The organism is Nocardia sp. CWNU-33, assembly GCF_046764895.1.
Taxonomy (GTDB): domain Bacteria; phylum Actinomycetota; class Actinomycetes; order Mycobacteriales; family Mycobacteriaceae; genus Nocardia.
The window spans coordinates 1-15,083 of record NZ_JBKOQN010000050.1; the positions used below are offsets into that span (position 1 = coordinate 1).

Sequence of the window (15,083 nt, forward strand, 5' to 3'; positions counted from 1 at the left end):
ACTCACGGGCGTAGGAGACGAACGACCCCGAGGAGGGGCGATGCAGCACCAACTCACCGAGCGCGCGCAGGATGAAGAACACGAACACGCCACAGACGGCGTACACCAGAAACAGCCCGGGCCCTGCATGGGCCAGCCTGCCTCCCGCGCCGAGGAACAGACCGGTGCCGATGGCGCCACCGATCGCAATCATCTGCAGCTGACGTGGGCGAAGAGACTTGTGATACCCCGCGTCCTCGTCGTGGAGCGAGTCGGCCGGTGCGGCCTGCTCCGAGGGAGGTCGAACTGTGGTCATGGTGACGGCCTTTCAAGTGACGGCGATCATATCTGCGATCAATGTACCGTTAAGTAGCGGCACGTTCAATAGCGGGCACCCGATGTAACACGATGGCAATCAGGAACATTCAGGGGCCATGGCCGTTAAGCAGGGAAAATCGCCATCGGCATGATTGAGCGAGCCGCTATATATCGGTACGCTCTGTAGGAAAATCGGCTAGGAGCGGACATGGCGTGGTTCGAAAGGGAGTTCATTGCGGTCCCCGAGGACCGCAAGAACCAATTGGTCTACAAGTGGCCGGATCTCAACATCCGCCGCTACAGCCGGGTGATCGTCAACGCGGATGAGATGGCTCTGTTCGTCAAGTCCGGACAGGTCGTCACCGCCATGGGGCCCGGCCGCCACCGCGTCGACGCGGATGAACTGCCGGTGCTCGGCTCTCTCATCGATCGGGCCACCGGCGGAAACTTCTATCGCGCCGAGCTGTATTTCGTGTCCACCAGGGAGGCCCCCGGCATCAAGTTCGGCGGGCGGCTGGCCGACATCTTCGACCCGGTCAGCGAGCAAGTGGTGACCCTGCGCGCCTTCGGCGAGTTCGCGCTTTCGGTGCGCGACCCCCGCGAAATGCTCACCGCGCTGACCGGCACCGCCGATCTCGCGGATCCGACCAGAGTGCAGAGCTGGAGTGGCGACCTGCTACTCAAGTCCATGAAAGTTGCTGTCACCCAGGGCATTTCAGCGGGGAACTGGCAGGTGCTCGGATTGTCGGCGCAGCTGCAGCCGATCGAGTCCGCCGTGATGAAGCAGACCAACATCGCGCTCTACGAATACGGTCTGCGGATTCCGAGAATGGGCAACTTCGACATCTCCCTCGACCCGGAAGACGCCGAGCGCATCAAGCGACTTGCCAAAGACGTCAAGTACATTCAGCTGGCCGGCGACTTCCAGCGTTACGCCGCAGGTGAACTCGCACTCGGTGCGAGCCAAGGGTTCGCGCACGGTGGACATGGCGGTCACGGTATGGACGGCGGATTCCTGGGCGCCGCACTGGGTTTAGGCGCCATCCAGCAGCAGACGGGCGCCCACCCGAGTCCATGGCAGCGGCCGCCATCCCCCGCCGAGCTGCCTGCCGCTGATGCGCAGCCGGTGTGCGCCCACTGCCAGACCACCAATCCGGTGGGTGCTCGCTTCTGCACGAACTGCGGCAACCCTCTGGCGCCGCCGGCACCGCGGCATTGCGCCAACTGCGGCGCGGAAACCGCGCCCGCGGCAAAGTTCTGCGGCAGCTGCGGAACGCAAGTGTCCGGAGGCTGACGCTTTCGCGTCGAACCTCCGGACACCCGCGGTCGATATCAGCCGATGACGGTCGGCGCGACCGCGGTGGTCTCGCCACCGCTCACCATGCTGCGCACCTGCCGCGCCGCCACCGACAGCGTCGCAAGGTCGTAGCTGCCGACGTCGAAGATCTGCCCGAGCGACGCACTGGCCCTTGCCAGGCGAGACCGGTTGGTGGATTCCCAGTAGGCGATCTTCTCCGCGGCGCTCTCATCCGGTTCGGTGGCGCTCAAGACATCCAGCGTCAGTGAGCGCAGCGAATCGTACAGATCGTCACGGACTGCGAGTCGGGCCAGCGTGCGCCACCGGTCGCCGCGTTCGAGATTGCCGACCGCGGTCAGCAGCCGTTCGATCTCGAAGTGCTCGTTGAGCGCGGCGTGCAGCACCCCGACCTCCACCGAGTCACGCTCGGTGATGTCGGCGATGTCGATCACATCCAGCAGCGGGAACAGGTGGATGAGCCCGAACGCTTCCTCGGCCAGGTCCTGCGGTGCACCGCGTTCGACCGAGCCGTGCGAGCGCGCGATGAGATCGTCGGCGAGGTAACCGGTCAGCCAGGCAGGCGCCTTGCTGGTGAGGGCGCGGACACCGTCACGGTAGCGGGCGATATCGGCGCCGATCGCGATCGGCTGCGGCCGGTTGGCCAGCAGCCACCTGGAGGCCCGGTCCAGGGTGCGCTTGGTCTCGAGCTCGAGCTCGTTGCGCACCTCGGTGGCCATCGTCGTGGTCCGGATCCGCTGCCACAGCGCGTGCAAATCGAATATTTCGACCGCAGCGGTGAAGGCGCGCACCGCATCATCGGTGGTCGCACCTGCCTCCTCGGCGAGGCGGAAGGCGTAGGTGATGCCACCGTAGTCGACCACATCATTGATCACCACGGTCGCGACGATCTCCCGACGCAGCGGATGGCGGCGGATGGCGGCGGCGAACCGCTCGCGCAGCGGTGACGGGAAGTAATTCGGCAGCACCGAGGCGAACGCCGGACTGTCGGGCAGGTCCCCTGCAAGCAGATCGGCCTTCAGCGAAAGCTTCACGTGTGCCATGAGATTCGCCAATTCCGGCGAGGTCAGCCCACGACCCTCTGCGGCGCGCTGCTCCAATTCCGCATCCGTCGGCAGCGCTTCGAGCCTGCGATCCAGACCGCGGCGCGCTTCGAGATCGGCGAGCAACCGCCGGTGCACACCCGACATGGCCACCGCATCGGCGCGCGACATGCCCATGCGGAAGTTCTGCGAGATATTGTCGCGCAGAACCAGTTCGGAGACCTCGTCGGTCATGGAAGCAAGCAGTGGATTGCGCTCGGCGACTGCGAGCTCACCGCTGGAGACGACCGCGTCCAACAGCACCTTGATGTTGACCTCGTGGTCGGAGCAGTCGACACCCGCCGAGTTGTCCATCGCATCGGTGTTCATCCGGCCGCCGCCACGGCTGTACTCGATGCGGCCGAGCGCGGTCGCGCCGAGGTTACCGCCCTCACCGATCACCTTGACCCGCAGCGCATTCGCATTGACCCGGACCGCGTCGTTGGACTTGTCGCCCACCTCGCCATCGGTCTCGGAAGCAGCCTTGATGTAGGTGCCGATGCCGCCGTTCCACAGCAGATCGACCGGTGCGAGCAGAATGGCCTTGATGATCTCCGGCGGCGACAGCTTGGTCACTTCGGGCCCCAGGCCGAGCGCCGCACGCACCTCGGGCGAGACCGGCACCGCCTTTGCCGACCGATCGTAGACGCCGCCGCCCTTGCTGATCAACGACCCGTCGTAGTCTGCCCATGAGGAACGCGGCAGTGCGAACATCCGCTGCCGCTCCCGGAACGACCGTGCCGCATCGGGATTCGGGTCCAGGAAGATGTGCCGGTGGTCGAACGCCGCGACCAGGCGGATGTGCTTGGAGAGCAGCATGCCGTTGCCGAACACGTCGCCGCTCATATCGCCGACGCCGACGACGGTGAACTCCTGGGTCTGGGTATCGACGTTCAGCTCGGCAAAGTGGCGCTTCACGCTCTCCCACGCGCCCTTGGCGGTGATGCCCATCGCCTTGTGGTCGTAACCCGCCGAGCCACCGGAGGCAAAAGCGTCGCCCAGCCAGAAACCATATTGCTGGGCAACACCATTGGCGATGTCGGAGAACGTCGCGGTGCCCTTGTCCGCGGCGACCACCAGATAGGTGTCGTCGCCGTCGCGACGCACCACCCGGGCGGGCGGCAGCACAGCGCCAGTGGTGTGCTCGACATTGTCGGTGACGTCGAGCAGGCCGGAGATGAAGGTGCGGTAGCAGGACACGCCCTCGGTGAGCATTGCCTGCCGATCCACGCCGGGATCCCCGGTAGCAGTAGGCGGCTGCTTGACCACAAAACCGCCCTTGGCGCCAACCGGGACAATGACGGCGTTCTTCACCGCCTGCGCCTTCACCAGACCGAGGATCTCGGTGCGGAAGTCCTCCAGACGGTCCGACCAGCGCAACCCACCGCGCGCCACCGCGCCGAAGCGCAAGTGCACGCCCTCGACTCGCGGCGAGTACACGAAGATCTCGAATTGCGGCTTGGGCTTGGGCAATTCGGCGATGACGTGGGGGTTCAGCTTGAAGGACAGATACTCTAGCGAGTTGCCCGCGTCATCGCGACGGTAGTAGTTGGTGCGCAGCGTCGCCTTGATCAGCCCGAGCACCGCGCGCAGGATCCGGTCGGTGTCCAGGCTGACGACCGCGTCGATCTCGGCCTGCACCCGCTCGGCAATCCCCTCGGCGAGGACCTCGGCCTCCGGGCCGGTGCCGTCGGGATCGAAGTAGGCGCCGAACAAGTCGGTGCAGGAGCGCGCGGTGGCCGGATGAGTCAGCAGCACGCGCGTGATGTTGCCGAGGGTGTAGGCGAAACCGGCCTGCTGCAGGTACTTCGCGTAGGCCCGCAGCATCGCGATCTGACGCCAGTGCAGGCCGGCGCGCAGCACGAGCTCGTTGAGCCCGTCGACTTCGGCCTTACCGAACCACATGGCGGCGACGGCTTCCGGAAAGCGCTTGCGCACACTGGTTTCCGGCAGTGAATCGACATCGGCGGTGGCGGCGAGATCGGCCTCGATGTCGGCGTCGAGCGAACCGCGCAGCAGCGCGGCAGGCACCCGCAGCCCGAAGTCGTAGATCCAGCGCTGCGCGCCGTCCCACAGGGTGATGCGGTAGGGCTGCTCGTCGACGACTTCCACGCCGAGACTGTGCACGACCGGAAGCACCCGGCTCAGGGACACGCCCTCGCCCGCGACGTAGAGCGTGAAACGCCACTCCCCCGACGGCGATTCGGGATTCCGGTAGAGATTGGTGTCGATGTCGCCGTCGCTCAGCCGCTCGAGCCGCTGTACATCCGCGAGCGCGCGGGCAGGCTGGTATTCCTGCTGGTAGCTCGCCGGGAACGCGGACGCGTAATCCTGTGCGACAGTGGGTGATATGTCTGCTACCCCGGCGGCCTCCGCCACCAAGCGATCGGCCCAAGTCCGGGTCGTCGCGAACAACAGCTCCTGCACGCGTTCGCGATTGGTATCGGAGATGTCGGCCGGTTCCGCGTCGGGCTTGCGATGCACCGTGAAGTACACGACGGCCAATTCCGATTCGGTGGCGCGGGCCGAGTAGGCGAGCTGCTCGGCGTCGAACTCCGCCCGCAGCAGCTCACCCATCTGCACCCGAACCTCGGTCGAGTAGCGATCGCGCGGCATGTAGACCAGGCAGTAGACCGTGCCGCTGCGGTTGTCGCGACGCAGGAACAGCCGGACCTGCCGTCGCACGCCGAGATTCATGACGCCGGAGACGGTTTCGAACAGCCTGCGCGCGTCGGTGGAGAACAGCTCGACCCGGGGGAAGGACTGCATCATCTCGAGCATGGCCTGGCCGGAGAAGGAATTCAGCGCGAAGCCGGACCATTCGATGACCTGCAGCACGCGCCGCGAGATGACCGGGATGTCGAGGATGTTCTCGTGCAGGCCCGTCACGGTGAACGTGCCGACGAAAACGTGCTCGCCCTTCACCATGGCGACGGTGGCCCCGGCCGGTCCCGCGCTGGTCGCGTCGCCGGTGCCGTAGTCGGCGACACTGACGTAGTAGAGGTCGCGCGAACCGGGCAGCAGGGAATCCACCGAGCCGTTGGCAAGGCGCAGCACCGGCCGCTTTGCACCCAGCACGGGGGCGCTGACGTCGGCGACCGATCCGTTGTGCAGCACGCCGAGGCCGGTTCCGGGAATCTGCCACGGCTCCATGGGCGCGTCCGGGCGCGGGGCGGAACGGCGGAATCGGTAGTAGCCGTAGCCGAGCGCGGTGAAGTGCCCGTCGGCCATCCAGCGCAAAAGGTCTGCGGCCTCGGGGATTTCGGGATCGCCCGCCCATTGTGCGGCATTCTCGAGGCCGTCGGCCACGGTGTTCATTGCCCCGACGATGGTCGGCGTATCGTCCGCGACGCGACGCAGATCGTTCAGCAGCGGCTCCAGCGCCTGCTCGATCCGGTTGACCTGCTCGTCGGCGAGGCCGTGGCCGAACTGCACGTGGATCCATGATTCCGCCACGGCCGCTGGCCCCGGGTCCGCCTCGCCGTCGCGAGCCACGATGGTCAGCAGCTTGCCGTCGGCATCGCGGGTCACATCGAAGACTGGATGGATGACCTCGGTGACCGTGGCACCGAGTCGACGCAATGCGGCGGTGACCGAATCGACCAGCAGCGGCATATCGTCATTGACGATTTGGACCGCGGCACCGAGCCCACTGCTGTCGTCGGGCCGGTACACCTTGGTCGTCGCCGATCCCGGAGTGCGGACCGCCGCCAACTCCAGATGCTGCCGGAAGATCCGCTCGGCCCGATCGGTGATCGCCGACGCAGACGCCCCCGGTTGGATCCAGCGGAAGTAGGCCGCCTCCAGATCGGTCGGGTCGTTGCGGAACCGCCCCGAAGTTATCGTCTGCTGCGTGGTTGCCACCATCGAACCGCTGCCTTCCCGAGAACTGACCTCGTAACGTACGGTTTCCACACGTTACCTGATTAACGTACCGTTGTATAGCGGTACATTCAACGATGCGACAAGGATGTACGTCGCTTGTACTGCAGATTTGATCCGGATCAGAACCTTGCCGACTCGGATAGCTGAACCGTCAACGGACCAGACCGGCCCGCGTCAGGAAGGTCTGGGCAGCCGCCTTGCCGGTGAAGGTTCCGGTTTCCAGGCGTAGGCCCGACCGAGTGTCGGCGTACCACGCGGTCGCCGACGGCCCGATCGCGGCGAAAACAGGGCCGTCCGTCAGCACGGTTGCGCCCGCGGCCCGCCATCGTCTTATGGTGTCGCTCAAGCTCGCGGGCAAGGACACTTCCGTGTGGAACGTCAACTCCTTGCCGCCTGCGATGCCGCCGGCCAGCAGTGGATGACTGGCAGCGATGACACACTTCTGGACCATCTCCGTGGCGTTGAGCTGCACACAGGATGCGCCGGAGCGCAGCGCCTCGGGCAGCGCGCTGACGGCAGTCTGCTGTGGCACCGCGAACAACGACGGCATCGACGGCGAACACGAACGGACCACCACGACTCCGAACACCACGATGACCGCGATGAGCACGCCGAGCACTCGCCATTTCCAGCGCGGAAGCCCCGCAACAACTTTGACCGCAGTCTCCGCCGCCCCTGCGGTCTTTTCCACCGTCTTTTCCACCACATGCGCGGTGGATTCGACGGCAGCCGCCGCCTTGTGCGCGGCAGCGCGCAGCGGGGCTCCGCAGTGGGTACAGCGGGAGATCGCGCCGCCAACATTGCGGTGCGAACAGTACTGGCAGATCGACTCGGACATCACACTCAACGTCCGGTGATCACAACCGAGGAGATGGCGGTGATGTTGATCGCGGGGCTGCCTTTCGATTCCAACACCGTCAGCACGATCTTGGACGCGCTCACCGGTGGGTCGAGCTTCGTGACCACCATGGTGCGCTGATCCAGGGTCGGCTGCGTGTATCCAGTTCCGGTGCCGTCGTTGAACAGATACGAAACTCGGCTGACAGTACGGTATTTGGCCCACTGATCGGTGCCGTCGGTACCGATGTGGTCCCATCCGGGGACAATACCGATCGAGTCGATCTGATAGATCTTGCCGAGGTCGATGGTGATGATCTGGCCGTCGACCTTGTAGGCGCGCACACAAGACCACGCCTTACCCGGCTGCCCGCCGAAGGCGTCCATGGCCGGGGTACTTCCCGGCGGGCATTTCGATTGCGCCGACTTCACCTGGATGACCGAGCTCGCCGCGGCAGGTGGGCCGGTGGTCGTCAGAGGGGCCGCAGTCTGCGACGGAGTGATGACGAAGGCCCGGTCCTGTGGCTTGTCCTCACCGCCGCCGGTGGTGACAAGCATCAGGACCAGCAACACCGCGAGGACGGCACCGACCGCCAACGCCACCTTGGGCTTTCGCAGCTGCGTCAGGATGTCACGCATGACCCCTTGAGCGGGCGCCAAGCGGCTCGACGCGGCCGAATTCGACCGGTTTTCCTGCGGTGGTTGCGGCGGGTCCTCATCGTCAGGAGCGCGCAGTGGCGCGGCCAACGCCGCGTAGTCCGGCGCGTATTCCGCCGACGACGCGGGTCCCTGCGACTGGCCGTTCAACAACGCGAGGATTCGCTCACTCGCCTTCGGTCCATCGGAAGGCCGACGGCGTTCGACCGGAGCAGACAATTCCGATTCGAACTCGGTTGAAGCAGGCGCGGATTCACCGGGCCCGGCTTGCCCACCTACAGCGGAGCCGACATAGCCGAACGACGGATCCGACAGCACCGCCTCGAGGAGAGCACCTCGATGGCGAAGAAAGACGTCACCGGAGTCCTCATCGGGCATGATCCGGATCGTATCCGGATCAGCTGACGCCAGGACTGTCGCTATTCCCGCTGGAGAGAACAGCCGCCGAACGGATCAGCGCTTCTTTTCCTCGGTCACGAAATACTCCGGCGGAACGTCGAATACCCGGGCCAGAGCGATAACAAGATCCAGCCTCGGTATCGCGTCACCGTGAATGAGCCGGTACAGACCGGACTGCGAAACCGGCACATCCGGGTAAGCCAATTCCAGGTGCTGCGCCAACGAATACAACGTCAAGGATCGCGTAGAACCGTCTTCGGTCGACACGACCGATTCCGCGATCAGACCCGACAATCGGCTCGAAAAAATCGCCGCCGCTGCTTGTCGGGGAGTAAGTGCCTCCCCACCGTCCAGATGAGGAAGATCACCACCATCGGGTTGGGAATCCACTGCCACGCTAATAGACATTACCGGCCCCTGTCAGCTCACCCGACGGCCACCGGGAGGCCCCGACACCGGGACCGCGGATCCATTGGCCGCACCAATCGCGGGTGGGCCGTCGGCAGTATCGAAATAGCGGGTTTCTCCTCTCGGCTCGATCAAATCCACCCGGACGGTCCGCATCGGGATGCTCACATCCACGGTGCTCGCGCCGACCTGGTTGATCGTGAGATCGACAGAGCGCCGGCGCGGACCGCCGGGCTCGCTGATCGTGACTGTTGTGTGCGCGTTCGATGCCCGCGCCGGAACATGATCGAAGACGGCGATCGTCGCGGGCCCATCATCCGAGTCGAGGTTCGGATCCGATCCCACGCCGTCGTCCGGGACGAGCCGCAGCGAGCTCGCATCGCCGACCGCGGCGATGAGTTGACGCCAACTGTTCGGACGCGCCGAATGAATCTCCACATCGGCGCCGACGACCATAGCACGCAAGATGATCTGCTGTGCGACAGGCAACATCGCATGGACATCGATCGTCCGACGTCGCGGGTTGTAGCGAGCCGGGTCGAACAGCGGCAGGGCAAGGGTATGTCGCGGTTGTCCGCTGATGGAACCGATGATCTGGCCATTGGGGCCGATCGCAACCGAGAGGTCGGCGGCGAGGTCGTCGGGCGCGAACTCGGAACCGGACTCATCTGCCGGCAAGGCCCGGACCGAGATTGCCGTAGGCAGTGAGGCCATCAACGCTGTCGACTGTCTGCCCTTGAGCAGGCGCAGATAGTCCGGCGGCTCGGTCGTCACGGCTGGGCCGACGAATCGGACCAGGGCGCGCGGGCCCGACTCGCCTTCGGTCAGGCTGACAACCAACGTCGTGCGGCCGCGGTTCCACGACCAGCAATCGTCCAATCCGACGCCATCGAGCCGGGTCCAGTCGATGACGAAGCTGGTCACGCAGCGACCGGGCGCAGAAGATTCCAGGGTAGTCCAAGTCTCACGGAGATCGGAAAGCTCGACCCCCGCGTGCAGGAGTCGAGTCGCTTCGCGGAGCGCCCCGGAGGGCAGCGCGTGTGCGGCAAAACCACGTTCGCGCAGCCGCCCCGCAATGCGGTGCGCCGCACTGGCGAGCGCTTTGGGGGCGACCACCTCGCATCGACCACGTTTGGCCAGCGCGGACAGGTTGCGTTCCTGGTCCAGCCGGACCACCAGCCACGTCAACCGATCACCGACTACCGGATGGGAGCCGATCAGTTGGTCATAGAGCATGCTGTAGTTGCCGGTCGAGCGCACACGCTGGCCGGTCGTGACGATGTCGATGTCGACGGCGATGCCGAATTGGTCGAGCATCGGCAACAGCACGTCGATCGGGATCGTGTCCTCGGTGTAGAGGGTTTGTTCGGAGATGACCGTCGGCAGATCCAGATTGGGGGCGAGCTGGATCATGGCGACCAGCGTGGTGCCCGCCTTGTGGATGCCACACACACCGGTGGCGACCTCGACATCCCGGATCTCGGCATGCTGAGCGCGTTCTCGCGCCCTGGCCGTGCGGCCGAGCCGGTAGGCGGCCCAGTCGATCATCCAGCGCACAGTGGTGCGGCCGTTGACCCGTACTGTCACCATCACCAGCAGGACACTAACCACAGTCGCACCGACCCACCACGGAGTCTTCGCGGAAAGACCGACAAGCAGTGGGCTGCCGACGACGACAATCGCGGCGAAGGGACCACGTTCTACACCGGCGGCCCGAATACTCGGAAAGCTCACCGACGCCTCCGCAACGCCGAATTCGTGTAGCTCGCACCGACTCCGAGCAGAACCGCGGCGAGGATGACGATGGTCGCCGTGATGCTCGGGCGCTTGTCCTTCGCCCGAGGCGGGGCCGGGATGTCCAACGGTGAGGTTCCGAACAGCCCGGCGGGGCGTTTCGGCGCCGAACGGAAACTCAGGGCGGCCATCGGGTCGATCATGCCCGCACCGACCACGTTGTCGATGCCACGCGCCGGTGCGTGCGCGCTCACCTGCAGTCGAGCGGCGATTTCGCCTGGCGTCTCGGTGGGATATCGCGAGCGCAGCAGTGCGGCTACACCGCTGACGTAGGCCGCGGCGAACGATGCCCCACCCACCGGCGACAGCTTGTCCGAGCCGACCCCGTTGATCAAACCGTCGACACCAGGGCCGAGCGACTCGATGCCCGTACCGGGCCCAGCGACCGAAACCCACGGTCCCGTCAACGAATCCGGCATCGGCGCACCGGTCGCAGTGGTGAATCCGACGGTCAGCACGTCTGGGGCGAACCACCCCGGCGTGGAGATCGTCTTGACGTCGCGCCAGTTGCGCGAATCGGCGGGTCTGGTCGGATCGATCTCGGGATTTTGTGTGCAGCCAGATGCGGTACCGCCCGCACCCGCCACGATGAGCGCGCCACGGGTCCGCACGGCGTACCCGATAGCGGCCGAGAGGATCGATTGGTCGAGCCGCATGTCCGCGGGCACACAAATCGGCAGCGGTACGGTGATCACGTCGGCACCTTGATTCGCCGCGTGCGTAATCGCGCGCGCGAGGGTACGAAGTTCGACGCTCAGTCGGTGTGCCGCATCGGTGGTAACCGGATGCTCCTCCGTGAATGCGGCAGACCTGAGGCGCACAGAAAGAATCCGCGCATCGGGGGCGACGCCCATGAATCCATCCGTGGGAGCCGAAGTGGCCCCGATGATTCCGGCGATCAAGGTGCCGTGCGCATCGCAATCGGCCAGTCCATCTCCCCCGGCCACGACATAGTCGCCGCCGCCGACAAGATTGGGCAGACGCGGATTGGGCTGCACACCGGTGTCGATGACAGCGACGGTGACCCCGGTTCCCGTGCTGAGCGATCGGACCCGACGCAGTTCGAGAGCAAGTTCCGAGGGTGGCGTCCGCGCGAGGTCGCTGTCGCGCAGCACACCGGCGGACAAACACCCGCTGTTCTGCTTTGTCGGAGCCTCCGGCCCTGGCGGATCGTCCAGCGGCGGCGACCCGACCACCACTTGGGGAGGTTCGAGCGCACCGACAGGTGCGGCGGTGACAGCCAGCACAATCCCTGCGAGCACAGCAACGGCGGCCCTGCCGACCTTCATCAGATTGCTCGCATCGCGGTGTACACGCCCATAATCCAAAAGGCGATGACGGGGACGACGATGACGAGCGCGTATTCGACCAGATCGATCATCCGGCGAGTCACCGGCGACAGCCGCTTACCCGGCAGTCGGACCGCCGCAACACATCCCGCGCAGGCGGCAAGGGCGACGACCAACACCACCACGAGCCGCGCCGCCGGCGTCTCATAGGCGCGCATCAGGACAAAAGCGACACCGGACACGGTGACGGCCGCGGCAGAGATCAGCGCGATCGCTTGCACGCGGTCCGGAAACCAGCGCGCTCGCATCGCAAGAACACCGGCCACCGCTGTCGCCATGACGATCTCGCGGACACCACCGGGGCTGACCGCGGCCGTGATCACCGTGGCGGCCGACAGCAATATCGAGACCGCCGCGATCAGGCCGCGCAGACTGGTCACTGCCAGTCTCGCGCGGCCCTCGATGCCGACCTCGGCTCGTCTGAGCTGACGTTCGTTGTCCTCGATCTCCTCGTGACCCTCGCGGGCCGTCTCGGCGTCGAAGATATCGGTCAGCGTCGCAGGCGCCACCTCATTGCCGGGGTCAGGCAGGTCCGGTGGCCGAATCCGAGCGATCACCACGGCCAGTCGCGGTGCGATGTTCAGCAGCACCAAGGCCACGAATACCGTGCCGCCGGAGACCTGCCCGAGTGACAGATCCAAGTACGCCTGGGGCAGCGCCGCGACCGTCACGCAGACACCGAGCACCGTTACCGCCATCAGCGTCGCGATGCCGAATCCGGTGAGCCGCATCATGGTGGCCGCGGCGACCGCGGTTACGACCGCTCCCGCAGCCCAATTGGCCGCCGCGAACGGACCAGGCTGGTCATAGGCCGGTGGTACCAGCATTGCGCCACCCGCAAACAGCAGCGGAGTCGCCGAGAGCGCGAGGCCGAGGCAGATCACGGCAGAGGCCTTGCGCCGCCGCGCCGACATCGCCGCACCCAGGCACAGCACGCCGAGCAAGAGCGCGGGAACGCCGCACCACAACGTCGAACCGGTCTCGGTCCACGACCAGGCCAACATCGCCGCGACCGTGGTCGCTCCGACGGCCAGCGCGGCCACACCGACGACAATGGCTGTGCCCTTGTCGAATTCGGCGAACTCCCGCTGATTGATCAATGCCAGTGCGTCGGTGATGTCCTCGACGACCGGCGTGAACACCTCCACCGACTCGATCACCGACAGCATCAATACCGCGCCGTCGGAGATGTCATGGTCGGCGAGGCTGCGCCACCGCGGAATCGGCGGCTCCCCAGGACGGGCAAGACTCCATTGTCCCTGCGGCGGTGCGAAGTCGATATTCTCATCATCGACGGCAGCGGCGAGAACACCGACCAGATCGTCGATGAACGTCTCGATCGTGAACTTGGTCGGCACCACCACATCGACCTGATAGGTGGAGACCATCACGGCGATCCTGGCCCGTGCGACCTCCGCCGACGGCTGCGTCCCGGCAGGCGCCGGCGCGACGGCAGTGCTCACCGCCATCCTCCTCGGTCACCCGAGTCAGCGGTGCTACCGGTGAGATACCCGGGGAAACTGTCGGAGAGCCAGGCCGCGAGTTCTTCGAATGCCAACAGTGTTTCCTTGTCCAGCAGGCGCAGGTCGATCTCGCCGCCTTCGGCCAGATGCTCGTCGTAGGGTACGACACAGGTCGGACGCTGCGCGGTCGCGAACAGCTTCTCGATCGCGGCGACATCGACAGTCGGCTTGGCAGGCTGATGGTGGGTGATCGCGACGATCGACTTCGCGATCAAGTGTTGCAAACCGTGCGAGCTCAACCAGTTGAGGGTGGCGACCGCACCGGTCACTCCGCCGACCGTGGCCGGGGTGACGACGACGACGGCATCGCTGGTCTGCAATACCGCGGCGGTCGCGGAATCGAGCACCCCGGTCCCGCAGTCGACGAGAAGCAGGTTGTAGTGCTTGCGCAACACCTCGACCGCGGTGGCGTACTCCCGGCCCGACAGCGCCTCATTGGCCTCGGTCGTCCACGGCGACGCGATGACCGCAAGATCGGCATCGTTGATCGAGGTGTAGGACTGCACCGCGGAGAAGGCGTCGAGATTCGTCGACTGCGCGAGGTCGCGCAGCGTAAGTCCGAAGGGGTGGCGGCTGGTGCGGGTGGAGAGGTCACCGAAATCCGGGTTCGCGTCGATAGCGACCACCCGGTCGGGTCGCAGGCTCGCGAAGGTGGAACCGAGGGTCGCGGCGGCGGTGGTCCTGCCGACTCCGCCTTTCACGCTGACCACTGCGATCTGATAAGTCGTGGTGAGCTGACGCCGGATTCGCGTGCGGCGATCCTCGGCGCGCTGCTCGGCGGGCGAAAGCCCGAGCTTGAACCCCACCTTGTTCAAAGCGCCGCGCATGCCGGCCTGGGAGCGCAGCTGCGCCCGCCTTGCCGCCGCGATGTCGGCAAGCAGGTCCATGGAACTGAGGGTGGCGGGCAATACCTCGACCCGCGGTGTCTGGTCGTAGGCCGAGTGGTCGATGCGATCGGGAACCCACTGCGCGGTCTGAGTGGCCGGTTGCCACACCTGACCGTCGCCCGAGACCTCCGGTGCGGCTTCCGAGCGCGCGACAGGCTGCGAGTACGACGCCGTGTTCGTCGACTCGGCGAAGGTCGATGTGGTGGGGGTCGACGTGTTCAAGGTCGACGGGCCAGGGGTCGACGCGCTCGGATTCGAGGTGCCTTGGGTAGACGTGCTCGAGATCGATTGGGCAAGCGGCGGCCCCGCCGAGGAATCCGGCCCCTGTGCCTGCGGCATCGGCGGTGTCGGCGACGCTGCCTGGCGCGACTGTGGGCTCGCCCCAACAGGCGGCGCTACTGTGCCCTGCGCTTGCGTGCGAGCATCCGACGACGACTCGGCCGGACGCTGCGGCGCTCCGCCTACCGGCTCAATGGAGTTGCCGTATCTGAACGCATCTGGGTTTGCGGTGCCGTCGGAGGTCGGCCCTGGCGCCGCCGTCGTAGCAGCCGACTCGCCGGTCTGTGAGAAGTACGCGTCGTAACCGCCTCGCGCACGGACGGATTCGGTCGAATGACCATTGGTGCTCGGTGCTCGGTTCATTTCCGTCG

General features: G+C 65.9%; 10 protein-coding genes and 1 pseudogene. 2 read left to right on the forward strand and 9 right to left on the reverse strand.

Translation table 11 applies throughout. From position 1 onward, the window contains the following. Positions 1-295 (reverse strand): annotated as a pseudogene (locus tag ACLMAL_RS36150) (L-asparagine permease); the annotation flags it as partial. A gap of 210 nt (positions 296-505) precedes the next feature. Between ACLMAL_RS36150 and ACLMAL_RS36155 the strand changes: the two are divergent. Next, on the forward strand, positions 506-1,591 hold the full coding sequence (locus ACLMAL_RS36155; protein WP_412003165.1) for an SPFH domain-containing protein: 1,086 nt from the start codon (positions 506-508) through the stop codon (positions 1,589-1,591). 38 nt (positions 1,592-1,629) lie between these two features. Here ACLMAL_RS36155 and ACLMAL_RS36160 read toward each other — a convergent pair whose 3' ends face one another. The 8 genes from ACLMAL_RS36160 to ACLMAL_RS36195 form a co-directional block, all read right to left on the reverse strand. Next, on the reverse strand, positions 1,630-6,561 hold the full coding sequence (locus ACLMAL_RS36160) for an NAD-glutamate dehydrogenase (RefSeq protein ID WP_412003166.1): 4,932 nt from the start codon (positions 6,559-6,561) through the stop codon (positions 1,630-1,632). A 169-nt stretch (positions 6,562-6,730) separates the two neighbouring features. After that, positions 6,731-7,417, reverse strand: coding sequence for a hypothetical protein (locus ACLMAL_RS36165; RefSeq protein WP_412003167.1), 687 nt, complete (start codon positions 7,415-7,417; stop codon positions 6,731-6,733). 5 nt (positions 7,418-7,422) lie between these two features. Continuing rightward, positions 7,423-8,451 (reverse strand): discoidin domain-containing protein, encoded by a 1,029-nt coding sequence (locus ACLMAL_RS36170; RefSeq protein WP_412003168.1) that lies wholly within the window; start codon positions 8,449-8,451, stop codon positions 7,423-7,425. Between the two features lie 75 nt (positions 8,452-8,526). Then, entirely contained in the window at positions 8,527-8,880 is a 354-nt protein-coding gene (locus ACLMAL_RS36175) for a helix-turn-helix domain-containing protein (protein WP_412003169.1), read from the reverse strand. Between the two features lie 12 nt (positions 8,881-8,892). Beyond that, complete coding sequence (eccE, locus tag ACLMAL_RS36180) at positions 8,893-10,614, reverse strand: type VII secretion protein EccE (RefSeq protein ID WP_412003170.1); 1,722 nt, start codon at positions 10,612-10,614, stop codon at positions 8,893-8,895. Then, the gene (mycP, locus tag ACLMAL_RS36185) at positions 10,611-11,963 is read right to left on the reverse strand and encodes a type VII secretion-associated serine protease mycosin (RefSeq protein ID WP_412003171.1); all 1,353 of its coding nucleotides are present in this window, start codon (positions 11,961-11,963) and stop codon (positions 10,611-10,613) included. The genes eccE and mycP overlap by 4 nt, the downstream gene beginning before the upstream one ends. After that, positions 11,963-13,492: a type VII secretion integral membrane protein EccD gene (eccD, locus tag ACLMAL_RS36190; RefSeq protein WP_412003172.1), complete on the reverse strand. Its 1,530-nt coding sequence runs from the start codon at positions 13,490-13,492 to the stop codon at positions 11,963-11,965. The genes mycP and eccD overlap by 1 nt, the downstream gene beginning before the upstream one ends. Further along, positions 13,483-14,655 carry a MinD/ParA family protein gene (locus tag ACLMAL_RS36195; RefSeq protein ID WP_412003173.1) on the reverse strand — a complete coding sequence of 391 codons (1,173 nt, stop codon included), beginning with the start codon at positions 14,653-14,655 and terminating at the stop codon, positions 13,483-13,485. The genes eccD and ACLMAL_RS36195 overlap by 10 nt, the downstream gene beginning before the upstream one ends. Between ACLMAL_RS36195 and ACLMAL_RS36200 the strand changes: the two genes are divergently transcribed. Then, positions 14,636-15,016, forward strand: coding sequence for a hypothetical protein (locus ACLMAL_RS36200; RefSeq protein ID WP_412003174.1), 381 nt, complete (start codon positions 14,636-14,638; stop codon positions 15,014-15,016). The two genes, ACLMAL_RS36195 and ACLMAL_RS36200, sit on opposite strands and share 20 nt — an antisense overlap. Positions 15,017-15,083 lie beyond the last annotated feature (67 nt).